Origin of the sequence: Pseudorhodoplanes sp. (assembly GCF_035565855.1) — a bacterium.
Taxonomy (GTDB): domain Bacteria; phylum Pseudomonadota; class Alphaproteobacteria; order Rhizobiales; family Xanthobacteraceae; genus Pseudorhodoplanes.
Genome location: NZ_DATMRX010000359.1, coordinates 1 through 5,864, shown reverse-complemented (window position 1 = coordinate 5,864; position 5,864 = coordinate 1). Strand labels below are relative to the sequence as shown.

The following is a 5,864-nucleotide window of genomic DNA, read 5'->3' as shown; positions in this document are numbered from 1 at the left end:
CTCCGCTACGTCGCGGGCGCAGCGATTCTGGACCAATGTGTTCCAGGCGCTCCTGATCGCGGTCGTCGTGCTGTGGGTGATGGATGTCCCCCGCCAGTGGTTCAACGTCGCCTTCTATACCGAGCAGATGCTCACGGTGTGCATCGGACTGGTTCTTGCGCTCGCTTTCACGGTCGAGACCGATCGCAAGTTCGGCGCAATCCACTCGGGCGCGGCGGCGGCAACCCTCATCCTCCTGTCCTACACGATCTACCGGTACGAGGTCGTCGCGGCCAATCCGCTGCCTTTCGTCGCGGGCTATGCGGTGCTGCTGGCCTGGACCTTCCTTGGCGCGCGACCGCGATTTGCGGCGTATTTCGACTGGATTGCGGTCGTTACCTCGCTCGTAATCTGCGGCTATATCGCGGTCCGCTACGAGCCTCTTACCTACGAGATCGCGCTCCTGCCCGTGGAAGGGATCGTCGGCAGCGCGATCCTGACGTTCCTCGTGCTCGACGGGAGCCGCCGCACCTCCGGCTGGGGCTTCGTCGGCATCATCCTCGCGATGGCGATCTATATCTTCATCTCGCCGCATCTGCCCGGCGATTTTGCCACTCGCAAGGTCTCGCCCGAGCGGCTGATCGTCTATCTCGGTCTCGATACCAACGGTATCATCGGCGCCATCGTCGGCGTCGCTGTGCTGGTGGTCATTCCCTTCACCATTATGGGGCAGGTGCTGGCGCGCACTGGCGGCGCCGATTTCTTCGCCGATCTTGCAGCTTCCGCAATGGGCCGCTTTCGCGGCGGCTCGGCCAAGATCGCCGTGTTCGGGTCCGGCCTGTTCGGGATGATTTCCGGCAGCGCCGTGAGCAACGTGCTTGCGGTCGGCATCGTCACCATCCCGATGATGATCAGGTCGGGATTTTCGCCGCGCAAGGCTGCGGCCATCGAAGGCGTCGGCTCCACCGGCGGGCAGCTCATGCCGCCGGTAATGGGCGCGGCCGCCTTCATCATGGCGGAATTCCTGCAGGTCTCGTACGGCGCGGTCTGTGTCGCCGCCGCGATCCCGGCCTTCCTGTATTACGCCTGTCTTTTCATCCACGTTGACCTGGAAGCCGCCAAGCACAAGATCGGCGCGGCGCAGGTCGAAGGTGCGCCGACGGTCGGGGAGGTGATGCGATCAGGCTGGCATTTCTTTCTGCCGATCGCCTTCCTCGTCTTCTCGCTGCTTTATCCCGAATATACGCGCCTCACGCCGGAGAAGACCGCGATCGTCTGCACGCTCATCATCGTGGTGTGCACCTATATCTTCGGCTATCGCGGCAGGCGGCCGACCGTCCGCGAGACCGTGCAGGCGATCATCGATACCGGCCGCTTCTCGCTCGACATCATCCTGATTGGCGCCGCCGCCGGCATCATGGTCGGCATCATGAGCATATCGGGGCTCGCCTTCGGGATGACGCTCCAGCTCATCACGCTGTCCGGCGACAATGTTTTCGTGCTGCTGCTGATCATCGCGATGCTGGCCTTTGTGCTCGGCATCGGGTTGCCGACGGTCAGCGTCTACATTCTCACCGCGACGCTGCTTGCGCCCGCGCTGGTGAAGCTCGGTGTCACGCCGATGGCCGCGCATATGTTCGTGATGTATAACGGCATGCTCTCCATGATTACGCCGCCGGTCGCGTTCGCGGCTTATGCTGCGGCGAATATTGCCAAAACCGATGGCTGGACCACCGGCTGGGTCGCCTGTCTCGTCGGCTGGAGCACCTTTATCCTGCCGTTCCTGTTCGTGCTGACGCCAAGCCTTTTGATGGACGGGCCGGCGGTCGAGATCGTGTGGAATCTCCTGCGCGTGTTGTTCGGGCTCTATGTCGGAACAGCCGCGATCCTCGGCTTCTCGCTCACGCCGCTGTCTCGATCGATGCGATGGCTTTACGGACTTGTGGCCGCCGGCATCGTGTTGCCGCCGGCCGCCTTCAGTGCAGCGCCTTACGTGAACTATGCCGCAGTGGCGGCCGGCATCATCGGTCTCGTGTTTGAACATCTTCGCCGGAATGCCACCGAGCGGGAGCAGGCGACTGCGAAGGCCTCCTGAATCCGGTTTGACAGGGCCGAACCAGAACATGCATTATAGTTCATGTCGTCTGGGAGGACGCTGTGAATTCGACAATGCCAAAACCGGCGCACGAAGCCGGTAAGCCGCCATTCCGACCCATCCGCTTCGCCGAGCCGCGAGTCGTACGGGAAGATCGCAGCGACGGTTCGATCGTATTGCGGGCCGGACAGCCCCTTGCGCCTTATGTCCCGAGCCTTGCACTCCTGTTCCGCAGCGCCGTCGAACGCCAGCCCGACCGGCTGCTGATGGCCGAACGCGATGCCACGGGCGCCTGGGCCGGGGTCACCTATGCGCAGGCGCGCCGCAAGGCCGACGCGGTCGCGCAGGCGCTGATCGATCGCGGTCTTTCAGCCGAACGTCCGGTCATGGTGCTGTCCGGCAATGCGGTTGAGCATGGGCTGATGACGCTGGCCTGCTACACCGCGGGGATACCCATAGCGCCGATCTCGGTTGCCTATTCGCTGCAGAGCCAGGATCACGCCAAGCTCAAATACATCAACGAGCTGCTGACGCCGGGCCTCGTCTATGTGTCCGATACCGCTCCATTCGCGAAGGCGCTGGCGCATGTCACGGCGCCGATCGTTGCCGGAAAGAACGGCGCCAACCTGCCGAATGTCACGCTGTTCTCAGACCTCGAGAAGACGGTGGCGGGCCCTGCGGTCGAGAAGGCGGTCGCCGCGATCCGTCCCGATACGATCGCGAAGTTTCTGTTCACCTCGGGATCGACCAGCCTGCCGAAAGGCGTCATCAACACGCATGGCATGCTGACCGCGAACCAGCAGCAATCGGTGCAAACCTGGCCGTTCATCGAAGACGATCCGATGGTGCTGGTCGATTGGCTGCCGTGGAACCACACCTTCGGCAGCAACTACAATTTCAACCTGATCCTGCAGCAAGCCGGCACACTCTACATCGACGGTGGCAAGCCGTTGCCGGCGCTGGTGGGGCAGACCGTTCAGAATCTGCGCGAGATTGCGCCGACGGTTTATTTCAATGTGCCCGCTGGCTACGGCGCCTTGCTTCCGTTCCTGGAAAAGGACGACGCGCTGGCGCGCCAATTCTTTTCACGTGTGCGGCTCCTGTTCTATGCCGGCGCATCCTTGCCGCAGGACATGTGGGAGCGTCTGGAGGCGCTCGCGATCCGCATCACCGGCGCACGCGTGCCAATGACATCGGCCTGGGGTACGACCGAAACCTCACCTCTGGCGACCTCGGCGCATGTGCTTCTGGAGCGCGCGGGAAATGTCGGCGTCCCGGTCCCGGCTGTCGACGTGAAGCTTGTGCCCACCGGTGGCAAGCTGGAGATCCGCGTGCGTGGCCCGAACATCACGCCGGGCTATTGGCGACGGCCCGATCTCACGCAAGCGATGTTCGACGAGGAGGGTTATTATCTGCCCGGTGACGCCGTGCGCTTCGCCGATCCCGCCGATCCGAACCAGGGTCTGATCTTCGATGGCCGCACTGCGGAAGATTTCAAGCTCACAAACGGCACCTGGGTTGCGGTCGGTGCGCTTCGCGTCGGCGCGATCGCAGCCGCGTCACCTGTCTTGCAGGATGCAATCGTGTGCGGTGAGGGCCGCGATCAGGTCGGACTGATCGCATGGCTGAACGCGGCCGGATGCAAGGAAGTCACCGGCGAGGATGGCGATCTGTCCTTCTACGCGGTGCATCCGAAGATCCACACCCATCTGCGCAATGCGTTTGCGCGCTGGAACAAGGTCAATACCGGCGCGACGATGCGGATCGCGCGCGTATTGCTTCTGCCCGATCTGCCATCGATCGATCGCAACGAGATCACCGACAAGGGCTACATCAATCAGCGCGTCGCACTCGAATGCCGCAAGGCTGAAGGCGAGCGGCTGTTCGATACCAAGCGTCATCCCGATGTCATTGTGGTCGAATGAATTTGACCCTGTGAAATCGGAGCCGTGTGCGAGGAATTGCGGCTCCCTCGCTGGTGTTCTATCAATCTCGAACAACAACAAGCCAGTAGGGAGATCGCCGATGTCACGCCGGCATTTGCTCGGAATTGCCGCTGCTCTGTTCGTGTCCGTTGTGCCGCTCGGTGCGCAGGCACAGGATTATCCGTCGCGGCCGGTGAAGATTGTCGTGCCGTTCGGCGCTGGCGGTCCGGCCGACGTTTATGCGCGCGTCCTCGCGCAGCATCTCGGTGAAACGCTGAAGCAGCCGTTTGTGGTGGAGAACCGGCCCGGCGCCGGCTCGATCATCGGCACCGATGCGGTCGCGAAGTCCGACCCCGATGGCTACACGCTGCTGCTGATGTCGAACACGCACACGGTGAACGAGACACTGACGCCGAACAAGCCGTTCAAGCTGATGAATGACTTCGTCGCCGTCGCCCCGATCAATTATTCGGACCTGTTGATGGTCGTGCATCCATCGGTGCCGGCGAAGGACGTCAAGGAATTCATTGCGCTGGCCAAGGCGAAGCCGGGCGGCCTCAATTACGCGTCGTCGGGGCCGGGCACGCCGTATCATATGGCCGGTGAATTGTTCAAAGCCATGAGCGGTACCGACATCGTGCATGTCCCGCACAAGGCCTCGGGTGAGGCGCGGTCCAGCGTGCTCGGCGGCCACGTGCAGATGATGTTCGATGCGGTGACCACGATGTCGAACAGCGCCAAGCAGGGGCAGGTGAGGGCGCTCGCCACCACCGGCACCAAGCGCTCGGAACTGACGCCCGACGTTCCGACTGTGTCGGAAGCCGGCGTGCCTGGCTATGAAGCGACCATCTGGCTGGGGCTGATGGCCCCCGCCAAGACCCCGCAAGCCGTGATCGACAAGCTCAATGCCGAGATCACCAAGATCGTGAACCGGCCTGACCTGCGCGAGGCCTGGGCCAAGCAGGGCGCAGTCCCGATGACGATGAGCCCGAAAGAGTTCGATACCTATCTGCGCAAGGACATCGACAAATGGGCCGATGTCGTCAAGAAAACGGGCGCGACCGCAAAGTAAGGCCCCAGCTTGGCCCGCGGACCCGATTCGTTGATGGCCCGATCACCGGATTGAATTGATCCGGTGACGGGAATGCATTAGCTCTGCCGCGACTTTTCGCGGAGAGCTGGGAATGCGCTATTGCAGGTTCAACAATGATCGCCTTGGTGTGGTCCGGGGCGACATGGTCCACGACGTCACCGCCGTTCTCGAGAAGCTTCCGGCGGTCCGCTGGCCTCTGCCGGCGCATGATCCGCTGGTCGTGGCGCTGCCGCAGATCCGTGGGGACATGGAGGCCGCGGCCGACCGGGCGACCCCGGTGCCGATCTCTTCGGTGAAGCTTCTCAATCCGGTCCCCAACCCCTCGAAGGTGATCGGTGCGCCGGTCAACTATCACGCGCATATCGACGAGGCCAATCGCGACCAGCAGATCAGCTTCGGCAAGACCATCAAAACCATCGACCATTATGGCGTGTTCCTGAAATCGAACTCTTCGCTGTCGGGCCCTTCCGAGCCCGTGCCGGTGGTGGAGAAGGACCGCCGCACCGATCACGAGGTCGAACTGGCCGCGATCATTGGCGAGACTTGTTTCAATGTGCCGGAAGAGGGCGCGCTGAAATATATCGCCGGCTACGCGATCGGTCTCGACATGACGATCCGCGGCCCTGAGGAGCGCTCGCTCCGCAAGTCGCTGGATCGCTTCTCGGTGGTCGGACCCTATGTCGTCACCGCGGACGAGATCCCCGATCCGGAAAATCTCGATCTGGAAATCCTGGTGAACGGGCAGGTGCGGCAGAAATCGAACACCTCGCGC

Annotated in this window: 4 protein-coding genes; all 4 read left to right on the top strand. The window is 62.7% G+C overall.

Translation table 11 applies throughout. The annotated features are described in order from the left end of the window. Positions 1-2,074 (top strand): TRAP transporter fused permease subunit (locus tag VN004_RS20520; protein WP_325614031.1); only part of this gene is annotated, 2,074 nt, incomplete at its 5' end. A 62-nt stretch (positions 2,075-2,136) separates the two neighbouring features. Continuing rightward, positions 2,137-3,999, top strand: coding sequence for a feruloyl-CoA synthase (locus VN004_RS20515; RefSeq protein WP_325614030.1), 1,863 nt, complete (start codon positions 2,137-2,139; stop codon positions 3,997-3,999). A gap of 100 nt (positions 4,000-4,099) precedes the next feature. After that, positions 4,100-5,071, top strand: coding sequence for a tripartite tricarboxylate transporter substrate binding protein (locus tag VN004_RS20510; protein ID WP_325614029.1), 972 nt, complete (start codon positions 4,100-4,102; stop codon positions 5,069-5,071). Positions 5,072-5,183: 112 nt separating this feature from the next. Then, positions 5,184-5,864: fumarylacetoacetate hydrolase family protein (locus VN004_RS20505; protein WP_325614028.1), on the top strand; the 681-nt coding region annotated here is incomplete at its 3' end.